Consider the following 16,162-nt stretch of genomic DNA (forward strand, 5'->3'; position numbering starts at 1 on the left):
TACATGTACGGATGAATATGGGAGGTGTTCGGATGAAGTTGATATTCAAGGGCGGTAATTTGAACTTAAAACGTCTGTTTGTCTTCTTCGCCTTCGTATCTGACATAGATACCTCCAAAGAACTCGAGACTGCATCGCATCTCGCTTCAACGTTTGCACAAGGCAAACGTTCTATGACGTTCTATAGATTACCAGCAGCTTTTCTCGTCATCAAGATAATTTCAAACTGATTGCCGCAACGCGGTTGAACGGTTGCGTTTGTGCCGTGAACGGTATGGAAACGCCCGGTGAGATGATCCACCGGGCGTCTCCATTCGCAATGTCCTAGATGTCAAAAACGTAGCGAGACCCAACGATCCGCTGACGACCGATGATAAACGGCCGACTTTGCTCATCAAAAAAGAAGGCTTCCATATAAAACAAGGGTTCGCCAATGGGAACCGCCAACAGCCGAGCGACCTCGGGCGATGCGCACACGATCTCGAGCGTGCACGGGTCAGTAAACGCGGGCGTGCGGCCCGTCCGGTTGTGCACGAACTCAAAAATGGATTGGTTAGATAGAGGTGCCGTTGATAGATAGGCGTTGTCCTCGTAAACATATATGTTGTTCTCGAGCATGACAGGGACGCCATCGGCAGTACGCACGCGCTCAACGCAAATCAAGTCAGATCCAACGGGAACACCAAAGAACTGTGCTTCGGTGGAATCCGCCGGCAGTATCTTTCTCGAAATGACACGCGCCCCCGGTTCCATTCCGTTAACGCGGCATACGTCCGAAAAACTCTGGACGTCATCCTTCTGACGAAGCTTGCGCTTAAGCTTGGGGGCATTGACAAACGTGCCTTTCCCCTGTCGCTTCGTTAGATAGCCCTGCTGGACGAGCTCCTCAATAGCGCGTCGCACGGTAACGCGGCCAACTTTATAGCTCTCAGCCAATTCGAATTCGTTGGGTATCCGCGCGCCCGCCTTGTAGGCACCAGAGTTGATTTCGTTTTTAATGATATCAATAGCCTGTTGGTACAGCGGTATCGCTGCTTTACCGTCAGTTAGCCCTTCAGTCGGTAGCATATACCCTCTCCCAACACAATTAAGTCAAAAGCGGGCTCAAGGGCATTCAACAAGCCCTTGAGCCCGCATTAGCATTAATTATGATTGCTGCCGCGCCAAAATGTCGGGTATTTACTCATCAGACCCGAAAAACGCGCAACTACCGCGCTCCTAAGAAAGCGTGAGCAGCTCCGGCAGCCGGTCGATAATCTTGTCCGCGGCATCCTGGCTAAAGCCAAAGCGCTCCTCGCGCTTGGCAATGACTGTCAGGCCGGCTCGCTTGCCGGCAGTGATGCCAGGCACCGAATCCTCAACGCAGCAGCAGCGATTCGCGGGCAGCCCCAGCAGGTCCAGCGCATGCAGGTAGATGTCGGGCTCGGGCTTGCTCTCCTTAAACTGTTCGCCGCTCACCACATACTCAAAGGCATCCGACAGCCCACACGCATTGAGCACTTCCTCGATGCTATCCATGGGAGACGAACTGGCAAGCGCCACGCGAACGCCGCGGCGCGGCAGCTCTCGAATCGTATCCACGGCGCCTGGGTTAATCAAAGCCTGATAGTCGCGCGGACGTTTATGCGCCCACTCATCCCAACGGGCCAACGCTTCCTCGCCAGTAAAATGCCCCCTACCGGCACGCTCAAACCAATCGACCAGCATGCGGAGAAAGAACTGATGCGAGGTACCGACCTGCCCGTTCAGCTCCTCTTGGGTCAGGTTCAACCCAAGTTCCTTGGCAAACGCGGCAGTCTCGCCCAGGTAGTAATACTCGGTATCGACAATGACGCCGTCCATGTCAAAGATAACGGCGTCGAACGGAAATGCGGACACGGCACCCTCCCTAACAAAAAGGCGCCCGCAAGCGGACGCCCGAACCATGCACTATCGGCGATTCTAACCCAGCAGCTGGTCAAGTGCCACCGCAATGCCATCTTCGTTGTTGTTGGCGGTCACCATCTGCGCCACAGCCTTGACCTCGTCGACGGCGTTACCCATGGCAACACCGGTACCCGCCCACTCAATCATGGACTTGTCATTCTGGCCGTCGCCAAACGAAACGACCTCGCTGGCATCGATGCCGAGCTTGGGCAGGGCACCCTCGAGCGCGTGGGCCTTGTCGATACCGGGCGCCGTGTACTCAAAGTACCAGTCGGCCGTAAACATGCCCGAAAGCGTCTGCTTAAAGGGCGCATACATCTCCTCGTAATGCGCCTGCAGGTAGGCTGGATCGCCCGCCGTCAGCAGCTTATCCACGGGACAAGTGTCCACGACCTCATGCAAGCTCTCGACCTCACGGATCTTAAGGTCGCACGCATCGCGCTCGTATTTGACGATGTTTTTCTGCGAGCCGTCAGGCAGCGTGATCATGCAATGGTACGAGTCCTCGACGTGCAAATCGCGACCGAGCGAAATCATAGGAATCACGTCGAAATTGCGCAGATGATCAATCAGACGGTGCAGTTCGTCAGCCGGCATGGCCTGATCAAAAAGGACCTCATCGGTCTGAGCGTCGACCACGTGCGCGCCATTAAAGGCAACTAGCAGACCATCATGGTTTTGAAGGTCGAGCTCCTGCGCCAAGGCGTGCAGCCCCCATGCGGGACGGCCCGAAGCCAAGATGAGCTTAATGCCCGACTCCTGCGCCGCGAGCAGCTTCTCGCGCGTACGCGGGCTGATGACCTTTTGGTCGTTGGTGAGTGTACCGTCGATATCCATTGCGATGGCTTTGATTGCCATATATGCCTCCCTATCATTGAACAACCTTGTCTGAGCCATCATACAGAACACCCACGGCGGCTCTGTCTGCAACGGGTAAAAAGTCATATTGTCCCGAACATGAACGGCGCGCCTTCGACGATTGCGATGCCCGTCGAGGCGCCTCCCGATACATTCCATCCTATCCAAATAGCAAGGGCCCGTATCCCAACGGATACGGGCCCCTTTCAGCCATAAGCCAACTCGGCCGTAAAAACTACTTGCGGTGAGCGCGGTAGAACTCGATGAGCGCCTGGGTCGAAGCGTCCTGCTCGGCCTTGGCAGCGTCGTCGTGGAAGGCCGGGGTGATCTGCTTGGCAAGCTGCTTGCCCAGCTCAACGCCCCACTGGTCGTAGGAGTCGATGCCCCAGACCGTGCCCTCGACAAACGTGATGTGCTCGTACAGGGCGATGAGCTCGCCGAGCGCAAACGGGGTCAGCGTGTCACCGAAGATCGAGGTCGTCGGACGGTTGCCCTCAAAGCAGCGGGCCGGGACGATCTGCTCGGGCGTGCCCTCGGCGCGCACCTCATCGGCCGTCTTACCAAAGGCGAGCGCCTTGGTCTGGGCCAGGAAGTTGCCCAGGAACAGCTCGTGCACGTCCTGACCGCTGTCGGTCGCAGGGTTGGCGGTATTGGCGAAGGCAATGAAATCGGCCGGAACCACCACGGTGCCCTGGTGCAGCAGCTGGTAGAAGGCGTGCTGACCGTTGGTGCCGGGCTCGCCCCAGAAGATCTCACCGGTATCGGAGGTCACAGCGCTGCCGTCCCAGCGGACGTGCTTGCCGTTGGACTCCATGGTGAGCTGCTGCAGGTAGGCCGGGAAACGGTGCAGGTACTGGCAGTACGGCAGCACGGCGTGGCTCTTGGAACCGAAGAAGTTGACGTACCAGACGTTGAGCAGGCCCATCAGCGCGACGGCGTTGTTCTCGAGCGGCGTGTTGCAGAAGTACTCGTCGATGGCGTGGAAGCCCTCGAGGAACTGCTGGAAGCGCTCGGGGCCGAGCACGACGATCAGCGACAGGCCCACGGCGGAGTCGACAGAGTAGCGGCCACCGACCCAGTTCCAGAAACCAAAAGCGTTAGCGGGGTCGATGCCGAAGGCCTCGACCTTCTCGAGTGCGGTGGAAACGGCGACAAAGTGCTTGGCCACGGCCTCGGCGTTCTGCTCATCGGAGCCGTCGATGGCGCCCTGAGCCTTGAGCTGCTCGAGCATCCAGGTCTTGACCTCGCGGGCGTTGGTGAGGGTCTCGAGCGTGGTGAAGGTCTTAGAGACGATGATCACGAGCGTGGTCTCGGGATCCAGACCCTTGAGCTTCTCGGCCTGGTCGTTGGGATCGATGTTGGAGATATAGCGGCAATCGATACCGGCGTCGGCATAGGGACGCAGGGCCTCGTAAGCCATGACCGGGCCCAGATCGGAGCCGCCGATGCCGATGGACACCAGGTGCTCGATCTTCTTGCCGGTAACACCCTTCCACTCACCGGAGCGCACGCGCTCGGCGAAGGCATACATGCGGTCGAGAACCTCGTGCACGTCGGCGACGACGTCCTGGCCGTCGACGATGAGCTGGCCCTTCTCGCTTGCCGGGCGGCGCAGCGCGGTGTGCAGGACGGCGCGGTCCTCGGTGGTGTTGATGTGCTCGCCGGAGAACATGGCGTCGCGGCGCTCCTCGAGCTTCACCTCGCGGGCAAGATCGCACAGCAGCTTGACGGTCTCATCAGTCACCAGGTTCTTGGACAGGTCGAAGTGCAGGTCACCGGCGTCAAAGCTCAGCTTGTTCACGCGCTCGGCATCGGCGGCGAACCAGGCCTTGAGGTCGATACCCTCGGCCTCGAGCTTCTCCTGATGGGCCTCGAGCGCCTTCCAAGCGGCAGTCGACGTAGCATCGATAGGTGCGGCAACAGTTGCCATAGAGTCCTCCTCAGCATACGGGCGCACGCCTCCATGCGCCCGGACATTCAGATGCCACTATTCTAGCGCAGGTCAAGACTATAATCAGCGAGCGTTGCCAATCGGCCCCCAAACGGCAACCGACCAAAAAGGGACAGGTTTAATTTGGCAGGTCAAACGCTTTACCAATCAAAAATAACCTATCCCTTTATGCCAAATATTAGGCCGCAGCGCAGACGCTACCGAGCAACTCACGCAGAGGAGACCCGATGCCCTCCAGCAGTTCGGGCGCGATGATGGCAAAAACGGGAACCTCGCCGGCCCCCACGACGGCAGGCACTTTGCCCTCCGAGACGATACATCCATAAGGGGCAAAACCGTCTTCGCCGGCATCGAGTACGGCCATGCGACGAGCGAGTTCGCGCGCAAAGCCCGCCGTATCGGCATCGCCGATCGCCAGGACAAAGTCCACGCCCTCATCGGTCGCCAGGGCCACGGCCTCGTCGATCAGCTCGTCTCCCCCGTCGCCTTCAACCGAGCCGCAGCGAAAAAGCACGCGTTCGAGCAGAGCTCGATCAAGCGAGCCGAGTGCTGCCGAGACGAGCTCATCGCGCGTATGCTTGTCACCGCCCAGTACAACCAGCGCCTTGGTGCCACCGTAGTGAGCGACCAATCGCCCGCACCAGCGAGCCACATCTCCATCCGCAACAAGGCGCGTCGGCATACCAAACCCATAATTGACCATCTTTCCCACAACCCTTCCGTGCGTATAGGCGGTATCGTTCAATAGGCTCATGCTACGAAGCGAGCTTTTCCGAGCTGTTTCGCGCTCTTTAGGGCTGCGTTAAAAACCCGATGCAACCGCACGACCATACCTGCCAAATAGGGACAGGTTTTGACGGTGTCCGGTCGAGCAGGTATTATCGAACAGGTATTCGATAGGAACATGTGTTTGATGGGAGGCACGGATGGCGCACGAGCAGCACACCTACATCTGCATCGACCTCAAGACGTTTTACGCCAGTGTCGAGTGCGTCGACCGCGGACTCGACCCACTCACTACATGCCTGGTCGTTGCCGACGAATCGCGCGGGCGCACGACCATCTGCCTCGCCATCACACAGGCTATGAAGGACCTTGGGATACACAACCGCTGCCGTCTGTTCGAGATTCCCGACGGCATCGACTGCATCAAGGCCGTACCGCGCATGCAGCACTACATGGAGGTGTCGGCGAAAATCTACGGCATCTATCTGGAATACGTGAGTCCGCAAGACATTCACGTCTACTCCATCGACGAATGCTTTATCGACGTGACGCCCTATCTGGACCTCTATCACACCGATGCGGAAGGGTTCGCCTGCACGCTGCGCGACGAGGTCTTGGCGCGCACCGGCATCACGGCGACGGTCGGCATCGGCCCCAACCTATTCCAGGCCAAGGTAGCGCTCGACATTACCGCCAAGCACGTACCCAGCCGCATCGGCATACTCGACGACGGGACCTTTCGCAAGGAGATCTGGCCCCATCGCCCCATCACCGACATCTGGGGCATCGGCCCCGGCGTGGCGGCCCGTCTCGAGAAATACGGCGTCTACGACCTGATGGGCGTCGCCGCACTCGACGAGAACCTGCTCTACGACGAACTCGGCGTCAATGCCGAATATCTCATCGACCACGCCTTCGGGCGCGAGCCGACAACCATCGCCGATATCCAAGCCTATCGCCCGCAAGCGACCTCGACCACCACAGGACAGGTGCTCTCGAAGGGCTATGCCTACGAGCAGGCCTACACCGTCTTGCGCGAAATGGTCGACAACGCCGTGTTGGATCTAGTCGACAAGCACGTGGTGTGCGACAGCATCTCGCTCTTTGTGGGCTATGCAAGCGAGCGCGCCGACATACGCCGGCTCAACGCCAGCGGCACGGCGCAGTATATAGACGGCTGCGGGCACCTGCGCTCGAGCACATCGAGCATCGAACCCACCGCAACTGCCGGCCCCGAGCTCGCGCCCCGTGCTCCCAAGCCCGTCCAGCGCGATGACGAAAGGCGTCGTCTGGTGCGCGAAGCGCAGGCAATCGATGGCATCTTTGTGGGCGAACACGGCGGCAAACCGCGTGGTGGCTATGCCGCGCTCTTTGCGCACTCCAACGCCTCGCGAAAGCTGCCCGAGCGCACTAATTCGTTTAAGAAAATCATGGGGTATTTCGATGACCTTTGGGCACAAACAGTCGATCCCAAACGACCGGTCAAGCGCATCAACCTGGGATTTGGCAACCTCATGCCCGAGGAATTTGCCACCATCGATCTGTTCAGCGATATCGAGGCCGATGAGCGCGAGCGCGACCTGGCGCGCGCCGTCCTGGCCGTGAAAGGCAAGTACGGCAAGAACGCGCTCGTCAAGGGATTAAGCTTTACCGCCGGCGCCACCGCGCGCGAACGCAACGGCCAAGTTGGAGGACATCGTGCCTAAACCCAAGCAGCAGCCCGTGCGCCCGCCGACCGCCTTCGAGCGCCTGGCGGACCCCGAGGGCAGACGCCGCGCCGCCGACCCCAAGCTCACTGCCAACGGTGCCGTGCGCGCCAACCGCGCCGCACAGTTTATGCCCTTTGCCGCCCTCACGGGATACTACGAACTCGTGCGCAAGCAGGAAATCACCGTCGAGCCAAAACGTGAGCTCACGGAAGAAAAAGCCCTCGCGCTTTCTAAAAAGCTCGAGGGTCTCAAACGTGGCGACTTGATTCGTGTCACCTATTACGATACATACGGCTATCGCAGCCGCACCGGCATCCTCGACGAGGCGCTCCCCGCCTTCAAGCTCCTCAAACTCCGAGACATCGCCATCGACTTCGACGACATCCAAGACATCGAACTGCGCGGACGAGCCTAGCCAAGGAAGCGCATCCAGGGCGGCGCTTACAGAGTCATGATGTAGTAGCCCGCGTCTTTCACGGCCGTCTCGAGGACACCACGATCAACCGGCTGCTTAGAGCGCACGCGTGCCGTGTGGTCCGCATACGTCACCGTTGCCCACACGCCATCCAGCGCATTGAGGGCATTGGCTACGTTCTGAGCGCAGCCGTCACAGTTCATGCCGCCGATGAGCAGCTCATCGCTATAGGGATAGTGTGACGCATCGGTATCCACCACAACAACCTTTTTGGCCTTCTTGCCGCTCGTACCATCGCTGCAGCAACTCTTCCCGTGTGTCGAAGCGGCAATGCGACGCAGTCCAAAAAACATGCCAACGGCAATGACGGCCAGCACGATGAGATTCGCAGGGTTGAGCAAGTCACTCATGCGCTCCCCTTTCAAGTAGCACTATCTAGATACCCCCATGGGGTGCCCCCATCTTAACCCAAAATCATGTCTGTTCGGTCAATTAGTTTCCCTCTTCAAACTTTTTTGTTGACCATGGCTTACTTTCGTGTATAAGTTTTCCTAGGCTAACAGTTTGGATCCGCAAGGAGCGACGTGACTCGAACCATAGACATCCCAACGTTTCAGGCGGCAGTCGTGCGCAACTGCTCTCCCACGCTCGCGGGCATCAAGCCGGCATCGCTCTTTACCTATCCAGGCACCTACGCCCACGGGGACGGCTCGACCACAACCGAAACCATTGCAGAACGCCGAGCACGCCTGCTCAACGTTATCGCCCAGTGCAATCGCGAGCTTGACCCGCTCGGCATCCACCTGAGTGTTTTGGTCTGGCGGCCCTGCGGAGCGCTCGTGTACGCGTACCGAGCCAAAAGCCTCACCACCTATTTCGCAGACCCTCGCGTCCAAACGGCGCTCACCTCGGAAGGCTACGACACGAGAGACCTTTCGGCATGCCTTGTGCATTTGGCATCACGCATCACGCTCGCGAGCAATAACGTCGCGGAATGCGCCTGCAGCCAGACTCGATGCGCACTACCCCAGCAAGCTAGCTGCAGCAAAGACTGCACCTGCGAGTTTCCGCACGAAATAGGCTACTTCCTTGGATATCCCTACGACGACGTGCACGAGTTTATCGTCCAGCGCGGCGAGAACTACAAGGTCTTTGGGGCCTGGAAGGTCTACACGAATGTCGAGCAGGCGCTTGCGACGTTTGATGCCTACCGCGCCTGCACCCAATACTTCACTTTTATCTATCAGCAGGGCTGCAGCCTGGCGCAACTTGCCCAGGCAACCCGATAGAACGTACAAGCCGCGGCAAGCGCCGCACGACCGAAAGGACAAAACATGAGCAAGACCGCCGTCGTCTACTGGAGTGGCACGGGCAATACCGAGGCCATGGCAAACCTCGTCGTCGAAGGCGCCACGTCCGCGGGGGCCGAAACTGAGGTCATCCCCTGCGCCGACTTCTCTGCCGACAAGGCCGCCGAATATGATGCCTTCGCCTTCGGCTGCCCCGCCATGGGCTCCGAGGAGCTTGAGTATGACGAGTTTCAGCCTATGTGGGACGAGGTCAAGGAGACCCTCGGCGACAAGAAGGTCGTCCTCTTTGGCTCCTATTCGTGGGCCGAGGGCGAGTGGATGGACAACTGGAAGGCCGACGCCGACGAGGCCGGCGTCAACGTCGTCGATTCCGTCATTTGCTACGACGCCCCCGACGATGAGGGCGAGGCGGCCTGCCGCGCCCTTGGAGCCGAGCTCGCGTAACGAAACCAGACCTCCAAAAGAGCCTGTATCACAGCGCATCCCCATCCCTACAAAAGAGCGGGGGCTGGATTCAAGTCCAGCCCCCGCTCTTTTGTAACGGCAGTTACATCAACCGGCTACGAGATATTTCCCAAGAACGCCTTGGTGCGCTCGCTCTTGGGGTGGTCGAAGACCTCGCTCGGCGTACCCTCTTCCACAATGACGCCGCCGTCCATAAAGACGACGCGATCGGCGACATCGCGGGCAAAGCCCATCTCGTGCGTCACGACGATCATGGTCATGCCGTCGCGCGCCAAGTCGCGCATGACGCCCAGGACGTCGCGCACGAGCTCGGGGTCAAGCGCCGAGGTGGCCTCGTCAAAGAGCATGACGTGCGGGTTCATCGACAGGGCGCGGGCGATGGCAACGCGCTGCTGCTGGCCGCCCGAGAGCTGGCTCGGCATAAAGTCGATACGCTCGGCAAGACCGACCTTGGTCAGCTCCTCGACGGCAATCTTCTCGGCCTCTTCCTTGCTGCGCTTGAGCACCTTCTGCTGCGCAAGCATGACGTTCTTTTTGACTGACAGGTGCGGGAACAAATTGAACTGCTGGAACACCATACCCAGATGCGTGCGCACTTTGTTAAGGTCGACGCCCTTGGCGCACACGTCCACACCCTCAACGACAATCGAGCCACTCGTGGGATGCTCAAGACGGTTGATGCAGCGAAGCATCGTCGACTTACCCGAGCCCGAGGGACCCAGAACTACGACGACCTCGCCCTTATGCACATCCAGATCGATATCTCGCAGAACGACGTTATCGCCAAAGGCTTTCTGGAGGTTCTTGATACTGACGACAACCTCGTTCGAGTTATTGGTTTCGCTCATGATAGGACCTCCTTACAGACCGGCGATGTGATCGGCGGGCGTCGCGACAACCTGTCCGGCGCTCTTGGCGGGACGCTTCTTCTTGGTCTCGGCCGTGCCTAAAAGCCTTGCCTCAAGACCGCTCACCAAGCGAGCGAGCGGCAGGGTGATGACCAGATAGAACAGGGCGGCAACCACGTACGGTGTAATGGAGCCCGTCGTGGCCACGATGGTGCGGGCGTTCATGACGATCTCGACCACGCCCACAGCCGCGAGCAGCGACGTATCCTTGTAAAGCAGGATAAATTCACTGGTCAGCGTAGGCAGGACATTACGGAACGTCTGCGGAATCATGACATAGACCAGCGTCTGGAACGCGTTCATGCCCAGCGAACGCGCAGCCTCGTTCTGGCCCTTGGGGATCGACTGAATACCGGCGCGGAAGATCTCACACAGATACGCAGACGAGTTCATGGCCATGACGATGACGCCGAGCACGTAGTCGTCCACCTTGACGCCGGCCAACGGCAGACCGAAGAACGCGATATAGATCTGCAGGAACGCCGGCGTACCGCGAATGATATTCACATAGATACCGGCAAGGCAACGCAGGATGCGCGACTTGGAGATGCGCATGAGCGACAGGGCGAAACCAAAGGGAATTGCCAGCGGAAACGCCACGAGCACGATCGAGAGCGACATGAGGAAGCCTTTGAAGACGATCGGCAGGCTCTGGACCAAAATGACCGGGTTCAGGAACAAGCGAAGGAACATGTTGGAATTCCATGCCTCGACCCACGGCTGCTCCTTAAGGTCGGCCAGGAAGTTATCGAATGCCGTCACGCCCTTGATCTCCACCGACGGAATCTTGGAGATCTTCTTGGTCGAACCATCGGCCAAAGTGTAGGTGCCGCTAAAGGCCTCGTCGCCGCCCTCGACGGGGAAGGTCACGCCGTAGACCTCGACACGGAAATAACCGCCGGCGGGCGCCGTCTCACCAAAATCGATCTTGAGCGTCTGACCATCGACCTTGCACGTGGGCTTCATGGGCGTACGGTCCATAAGGTCATCGCCCGAGAGCATCGTCAGACGCGTGTCGTCCGCACCAAAGGTCGTGCCATCGACAAACGTCAGCGAAAGACCGCTCAGCTCCTCATCGGCATCGGCCTGGACCTCCCAGGTGATACGAGTCTCGGTGCCACCGACCACGTCGCTACCCGAACCGGTATTGGGTCGGGCGGTGATCTTTGCGGTCTCAAGTGCCTGAGCGGTCGAGGGCACGCAGGCCCCCGCGCATACCAGGGCGAGCGCCACAGCCAGGGCACAGGCCAGCTTTTGGAGCATCAAGGGCAGTGGATGGCTCTTGCCCATGGCTCCTTGGTTCAATCGAGACAAGGTGGCTCCTAACGTTTAAGTTGCCGACATAACGGGGCGGGATGACGCCCATTCAAGAAACGCAAAGGCCCTCTCCGCCAAAACGGAAAGGGCCCGCTTGCAATCAAGTGACTATTCTACTTGATGTTGTACTTAGCCATGAGGGCGTCAACGGTACCGTCGTCGGTCAGGTCCTTGATAGCCTGGTTGATGTCGTCCTTGAGCTTGGTATTGCCCTGGTTGATGGCGATGGCGTACTCCTCGCCGGTGCTGATCTGCTTGATGGTCTGGCAGGTGTTGAACTGCTCGGCGGTCAGCTGGCTGGCAACGGAGCGGTTGGTGACTACGGCGTCACCCTTATCGGACTGCAAGGCGCTGAAGCACTCGGTAGCATCCTTGTAGGGGACGATCTTGGCCTTGGGGAAGTTCTCCTGGGCAAAGGCCTCGGCGGTCGAGCCAGACTGGACGATGATGGTAGCGTCGGCGTTGTTGAGCTTCTCGCTGTAGTTGTCAGCCGTGATGTCGGCGTTATCGACCTTGGTCACGATGGCCTGATCGTCCATGTAGTAGGAATCGGAGAAAGTGACTTCCTTCTCACGCTCGGGCGTGTCAGTGATAGCCGCGATGGAGACGTCATACTTGGCACCCGAAGCGACGCCCGGAACCAGCGTGTCAAAGTCATTGTTGACGTACTCGACATCCAGGCCCAGCTTGTCGCCGATAGCCTTGATAAGCTCAAGGTCAAAGCCCTGATAATCGCCGTTGTCGTCCTTGTACTCAAACGGGGCGTACTCGGCAGAGGTGCCGACGGTCAGCGTGCCGTCCTTGACGAGTGCGTACTCCTTGGAGCCGTCGACCTTCTCGACCTTAGCGTCGTCAGAGCTGCTGGAACCGGCATCAGAACCAGAGGTGGCGTTGGACGAGCCGCAGCCCGTCAGAGCAAGGGCGAGCGCCATAGCACCCGTGGCGGCAAATGCGCCAAGCTTCTTGAGCTTCATAATCAGTCTCCTTCCGGTGACCTCGTTTGATTCAGAGGTCTGCAAAAACTGTTGGCTATTATGCACCCGGAATTACGAATCTGCAATGAGAAAACTGATTGAAACAAACCCATAACGTGAATGGAATACTCTACTTTGTGACAGTCATTACTGCTGCAACGACCTTAATAGTCTAATTTCAGCTGCATAACCTGCAAGTTCGTTCGGAGTCTCCAAAATAAACGGCAGCGAACGCAAACGGCCATTCGATACAATATTCTGCATAACCTGCATACCGCCACCAAATTCTTCGCTGCCAAGGTATCCCTTGCCGATGCACTCGTGGCGATCTTTATGGGCGCCACAAGGGTTCTTCGAGTCGTTGATATGCACGGCGCGCAAGCGCTCGATACCCACCACGCGGTCGAACTCGTCGAGTACGCCGTCAAGATCATGGATGATGTCGTAGCCGGCATCGCTCACATGGCAGGTGTCCAAACAAACGCCCAGCTTATCGGACAGCTCTGGGCACTTGGCGGCAACGCCCTCGATAATGCGCGCCAGTTCTTCAAAGCTACGGCCCACCTCGGTGCCCTTGCCCGCCATGGTCTCAAGCAATACCGTCGTCTGCTGTCCCTCAAACATCACCTGGCACAGCGTGTCGACAATCATCTGAATGCCGGCGTCTGCCCCCTGTCCCACATGCGCACCGGGATGGAAGTTGTAGTAGTTGCCGGGCAGTGCTTCCAGACGCTGCAAATCTTCCGCCATAGCCTCCAAGGCAAACTCGCGCGCTCGCTCCTTAGCGGAGCAGGGGTTATAGGTATACGGGGCATGCGCCACCAGCGGTCCAAAGTCGTTTTGCGCCATAAGCTCGCGCAGAGCCGCCACGTCATCCATGTCAAGGTCTTTTGCCTTGCCACCGCGCGGGTTGCGCGTAAAGAACGCAAAGGTATTGGCACCAATGGACAACGCCGTCTCCCCCATTGCCCGATAGCCCTTCGTCGTCGAAAGATGGCACCCAATCGTCAGCATCTCCAGCTCCCCCTCATCAGTTGCGGTGAAATACGGTCTATTGGTGCCTTATTTTGGCGCAAACAGACCGTATTCCACCGCAAGATATAAAAGGGGCATCAGGGGCAAGGTCCGCCGAGCCCCCTTGAGCACCAGCACCGCAGCCTAGAGCGTCAAGCGAATCGCATCGATAATCTGCGCGCAGCGCTGCGTGGCGGCAAGAGGCATAACGGGGCTTTCAAGCTCTCCCGTCTGGACGAGCTGCGTCGCATGCTGAATTTCGCCGTAGAAATCATCGACTTCAAACGGAACATTAATTTCGAGCATTCGTCCGTCGGAGTACTTCACATGGGCGAGCTCGGGGCGATGGAGGCGCTCGATTTCCACCGAACCCCGTTCGCAGGCAATCGTTAAGCGGCTTTCATATGCTGCTTTGCCGTCGCACACCATATGAATGGGTATACCGCCGACACTCATATGGATCTCATCGGCCCAATCCACGCGGCCGCCTAATACGTCACGCCAGCGAACTTCACGAGACGAAACATCGCACGCACCCGCAAGCAGATCCTCAAACCACCCGACCGCATAGCAGCCCATGTCATATAGACAGCCACCCTGCAACGGATCGAGCAGATAACTCGAAGGGGACTCACCATAATCGAGTTTTTGCACGCTTTCGATCGAGACGATACAGCCGAGCTCGCCCGACGCAAGCAAACCCTTCACGCGAGTATGCATCGGACAAAACCGATTTTTCATCGCCTCCATAAACGGCACACCGCACTCACGGGAAACAGAGGCGATCGCATGGGTCTCTTCTTCATTCAAAACGGCCGGCTTTTCGCACAGCACGGCCTTTCCCGCGCGCAGTGCCCGACAAGCCCAATGTGCATGCATGCCATGTGGAATAGCCAAGTAGATTGCATCGACATCGGGATCGGCAATCAACGTATCATAAGCCGCATCGCCGCTATCGCCAGCCGTGGCATAACTGTGCGCGGCATCAATCGAAAACGCTCGACAAAATTTCTCGACATGTGCAGGAGTGCGGCCGGCCGCAGCCACCAGCCGTGCCTCGTCGACCTTCTTGAGCGACGATGCAAATCGATGCGAAATGTGCCCAGCGCCCAAAACGCCCCAACGAACCTCACGCAAATCATCACATGAATCCCGATAGCCCACGACAGCCCCCTTCAGTTGCGGTGGAATAGTTCCTGTTTAAGCCCCATTCTGCCGCAAACAGGAACTATTCCACCGCAAGTTATAAAAGGGTCATGAGGAGCGCGTTTTGCCGAAGGCCTTGAGCACCGCCGTCACGGGGCCAGGCTGAAAACGGCGGCGTACGTCGTCCAAGCGCCCGGGGATATCGATGTGCTGCGGGCAGTGACGTGCGCATTTGCCGCACTTGACGCAATTGCTCACCAGCTTGGGCTCGTTCGTCCGCACCGCGCTCGCCGTAAAGTATTGAGACAGCCCCGTAAACCAACTATGCGCGTAACTCGCGTTGTAGGCGGCAAAGCAGCCGGGAATATTGATGCCCTTGGGGCATGGCATGCAGTAGCCGCACCCCGTACAGGGTACGCGATTCGATTTCTCAAACTCTCCTAGCACACGCGCGATGGTATCGAGCTGCTCTGTCGTCATCGAATCCGGCAGCGCGCGATCCGCCAGCACCGCGTTCTCGTCCACCTGCGCGGTATCGGTCATGCCCGAAAGCAGCATCGTGATTTGAGGATGGTTCCACACCCACGAAAGGCCCCAAGCAGCCGGCGACTTCAGGTACGGATCGCGTACGTCATCGAGCACGGCGCGGGCCCGCGGAGGCAGCTTGCCCGCCAGGCGTCCACCCAAAAGCGGTTCCATCACAAACACCGCGAGCCCGCGCTCGGCGGCTGCTATAAGTCCCGCCGTCCCCGCTTGGTAGCGCTCTCCAGCGTAGTTGTACTGGATCTGGCAAAAATCCCAGTCATACGCGTCAAGCATCGTGAGGAAGTCCGCCGCACTGCCGTGGTACGAAAAACCTATCTGGCGAATACGCCCCGCAGCCTTTTGGTGCGCAATCCAGTCCTCGATGCCCAACGCCACCACGCGCTCCCACTGGGCGGGCGAGGTGATGTTGTGCATAAGGTAGTAGTCAATATGGTCGGTCCGCAAACGGTGCAGCTGCTCGTCAAAAAAGCGGTCGAAATCCTCCGCACATTTGCACGAAGCGTGCGGCAACTTAGTCGCCAGCAACACCCGGTCGCGCAGCCCCAAGCGCTCAAGTGAGGCGCCCACGCACACCTCGTTACCGGGATAGAGATACGCGGTATCCAGATAATTAATCCCCTGCTCCACCGCACGGGAAATGATGGCATCGGATGTCTTCGCATCGGGGTGTCCCGGCGCACCGGGAAATCTCATGCAGCCCAGACCCAGAGCGGATATTCGGTTACCACTTTTGGGGTCAACGCGGTATTGCACGCCCCCTCCTTTCGCCATCAGCACCCCGGCAAGACGAAACACAATGGTCACGCCATCGAAACACATTGGAATCGCAATCGAGAACGTATCGTAACGTAGCAGAAATCGAGCTGTCACGGCACCGCTTTAACATCAGCAAAAAGC

General features: G+C 58.6%; 17 protein-coding genes. 5 read left to right on the forward strand and 12 right to left on the reverse strand.

Annotated elements, in window-relative coordinates; translation table 11 throughout:
* On the forward strand, positions 1-230 hold a 230-nt coding region (locus I2G43_RS10565; protein ID WP_229071763.1), incomplete at its 5' end, for a hypothetical protein.
* A 94-nt stretch (positions 231-324) separates the two neighbouring features.
* Here I2G43_RS10565 and I2G43_RS09275 read toward each other — a convergent pair.
* The 5 genes from I2G43_RS09275 to I2G43_RS09295 all read right to left on the reverse strand — a co-directional run bounded on the left by I2G43_RS09275 (position 325) and on the right by I2G43_RS09295 (position 5,417).
* Complete coding sequence (locus I2G43_RS09275) at positions 325-1,068, reverse strand: GntR family transcriptional regulator (protein WP_195535935.1); 744 nt, start codon at positions 1,066-1,068, stop codon at positions 325-327.
* Between the two features lie 150 nt (positions 1,069-1,218).
* Positions 1,219-1,878 (reverse strand): HAD family phosphatase, encoded by a 660-nt coding sequence (locus I2G43_RS09280; RefSeq protein WP_324249536.1) that lies wholly within the window; start codon positions 1,876-1,878, stop codon positions 1,219-1,221.
* A gap of 63 nt (positions 1,879-1,941) precedes the next feature.
* The gene (locus I2G43_RS09285; protein WP_195535937.1) at positions 1,942-2,784 is read right to left on the reverse strand and encodes a Cof-type HAD-IIB family hydrolase; all 843 of its coding nucleotides are present in this window, start codon (positions 2,782-2,784) and stop codon (positions 1,942-1,944) included.
* A 235-nt stretch (positions 2,785-3,019) separates the two neighbouring features.
* Positions 3,020-4,714, reverse strand: coding sequence for a glucose-6-phosphate isomerase (gene pgi / locus I2G43_RS09290; RefSeq protein ID WP_117564424.1), 1,695 nt, complete (start codon positions 4,712-4,714; stop codon positions 3,020-3,022).
* A 199-nt stretch (positions 4,715-4,913) separates the two neighbouring features.
* Entirely contained in the window at positions 4,914-5,417 is a 504-nt protein-coding gene (locus I2G43_RS09295; protein WP_168170427.1) for an iron-containing alcohol dehydrogenase, read from the reverse strand.
* A gap of 244 nt (positions 5,418-5,661) precedes the next feature.
* Here I2G43_RS09295 and I2G43_RS09300 point away from each other — a divergent pair, with 244 nt between their 5' ends.
* Both I2G43_RS09300 and I2G43_RS09305 read left to right on the forward strand, forming a co-directional pair.
* Positions 5,662-7,167 (forward strand): DNA repair protein, encoded by a 1,506-nt coding sequence (locus I2G43_RS09300; protein WP_195535938.1) that lies wholly within the window; start codon positions 5,662-5,664, stop codon positions 7,165-7,167.
* Positions 7,160-7,585, forward strand: coding sequence for a hypothetical protein (locus I2G43_RS09305; RefSeq protein ID WP_233540813.1), 426 nt, complete (start codon positions 7,160-7,162; stop codon positions 7,583-7,585). Before I2G43_RS09300 ends, I2G43_RS09305 begins: the two co-directional genes overlap by 8 nt.
* A gap of 26 nt (positions 7,586-7,611) precedes the next feature.
* Here the strand turns inward: I2G43_RS09305 and I2G43_RS09310 are convergent, their stop codons facing one another.
* Positions 7,612-7,995, reverse strand: a complete 384-nt coding sequence (locus tag I2G43_RS09310) for a heavy-metal-associated domain-containing protein (RefSeq protein WP_195535939.1) — start codon at positions 7,993-7,995, stop codon at positions 7,612-7,614.
* A 174-nt stretch (positions 7,996-8,169) separates the two neighbouring features.
* Between I2G43_RS09310 and I2G43_RS09315 the strand changes: the two genes are divergently transcribed.
* Complete coding sequence (locus tag I2G43_RS09315) at positions 8,170-8,874, forward strand: DUF3793 family protein (protein ID WP_195535940.1); 705 nt, start codon at positions 8,170-8,172, stop codon at positions 8,872-8,874.
* 45 nt (positions 8,875-8,919) lie between these two features.
* Positions 8,920-9,339, forward strand: coding sequence for a flavodoxin (locus tag I2G43_RS09320; protein WP_195535941.1), 420 nt, complete (start codon positions 8,920-8,922; stop codon positions 9,337-9,339).
* Positions 9,340-9,455: 116 nt separating this feature from the next.
* Here I2G43_RS09320 and I2G43_RS09325 read toward each other — a convergent pair whose 3' ends face one another.
* From I2G43_RS09325 to I2G43_RS09350, 6 genes are all read right to left on the reverse strand, one after another.
* A complete protein-coding gene (locus I2G43_RS09325) occupies positions 9,456-10,208 on the reverse strand; it encodes an amino acid ABC transporter ATP-binding protein (RefSeq protein WP_055251428.1) in 753 nt (250 codons plus the stop codon).
* 12 nt (positions 10,209-10,220) lie between these two features.
* Positions 10,221-11,558 (reverse strand): ABC transporter permease subunit, encoded by a 1,338-nt coding sequence (locus tag I2G43_RS09330; protein WP_229071765.1) that lies wholly within the window; start codon positions 11,556-11,558, stop codon positions 10,221-10,223.
* Positions 11,559-11,698: 140 nt separating this feature from the next.
* Positions 11,699-12,559, reverse strand: coding sequence for an ABC transporter substrate-binding protein (locus I2G43_RS09335; protein WP_117773776.1), 861 nt, complete (start codon positions 12,557-12,559; stop codon positions 11,699-11,701).
* Positions 12,560-12,706: 147 nt separating this feature from the next.
* Positions 12,707-13,573, reverse strand: a complete 867-nt coding sequence (locus I2G43_RS09340) for a deoxyribonuclease IV (RefSeq protein ID WP_195535942.1) — start codon at positions 13,571-13,573, stop codon at positions 12,707-12,709.
* Positions 13,574-13,717: 144 nt separating this feature from the next.
* Positions 13,718-14,737 carry a Gfo/Idh/MocA family oxidoreductase gene (locus I2G43_RS09345; protein WP_324249537.1) on the reverse strand — a complete coding sequence of 340 codons (1,020 nt, stop codon included), beginning with the start codon at positions 14,735-14,737 and terminating at the stop codon, positions 13,718-13,720.
* 90 nt (positions 14,738-14,827) lie between these two features.
* A complete protein-coding gene (locus tag I2G43_RS09350) occupies positions 14,828-16,018 on the reverse strand; it encodes an aldo/keto reductase (RefSeq protein ID WP_195535943.1) in 1,191 nt (396 codons plus the stop codon).
* Positions 16,019-16,162 lie beyond the last annotated feature (144 nt).

The sequence above is a fragment of the Collinsella aerofaciens genome, from assembly GCF_015557435.1.
GTDB classification, from domain to species: Bacteria; Actinomycetota; Coriobacteriia; order Coriobacteriales; family Coriobacteriaceae; genus Collinsella; species Collinsella aerofaciens_Z.